1 rRNA gene and 1 pseudogene are annotated in these 584 nt (G+C 58.9%); one reads left to right on the top strand and one right to left on the bottom strand.

Annotation, left to right across the window (positions count from 1 at the left end):
• Nucleotides 1-13: 13 nt before the first annotated feature.
• A pseudogene (locus ACJ5GX_RS04420) lies at nucleotides 14-202 on the top strand (aldose epimerase family protein); the annotation flags it as partial.
• Here ACJ5GX_RS04420 and ACJ5GX_RS04415 read toward each other — a convergent pair.
• Nucleotides 202-584 (bottom strand): 16S ribosomal RNA (locus ACJ5GX_RS04415); the annotation flags it as partial. The pseudogene ACJ5GX_RS04420 and the gene ACJ5GX_RS04415 overlap by 1 nt on opposite strands.

Raw genomic sequence — 584 nt, 5'->3', positions numbered from 1 at the left:
GATCGGCCTGCCCTTGATCGATCTGCCAGACGGCCGTCGGCTGCAGATAGCCCACAGCAGCACAGCCAGCGAGATCGTGGTCTGGACCCCGGGCGTGCATCTGAGCCACAGCCTGGCCGATATGCCCGATGACGGCTGGCGCCAGATGCTCTGCGTGGAGGCTGCGAGCATCGACGCGCCGGTGCTGCTGGCGCCAGGCCAACAATGGTCGATCGATCCACGATTACTAGCGATTCCGACTTCACGCAGTCGAGTTGCAGACTGCGATCCGGACTACGACTGGCTTTATGGGATTAGCTCCCCCTCGCGGGTTGGCAACCCTTTGTACCAGCCATTGTATGACGTGTGTAGCCCCACCTATAAGGGCCATGAGGACTTGACGTCATCCCCACCTTCCTCCGGTTTGTCACCGGCAGTCCCATTAGAGTGCCCTTTCGTAGCAACTAATGGCAAGGGTTGCGCTCGTTGCGGGACTTAACCCAACATCTCACGACACGAGCTGACGACAGCCATGCAGCACCTGTGTTACGGTTCTCTTTCGAGCACATGTCCATCTCTGGTCACTTCCGTACATGTCAAAGGTG

Source organism: Wolbachia endosymbiont of Tuta absoluta (assembly GCF_059414725.1).
The sequence above is the reverse complement of the archived record's forward strand: the minus strand, read 5'-3'. Positions and strand labels throughout refer to the sequence as shown.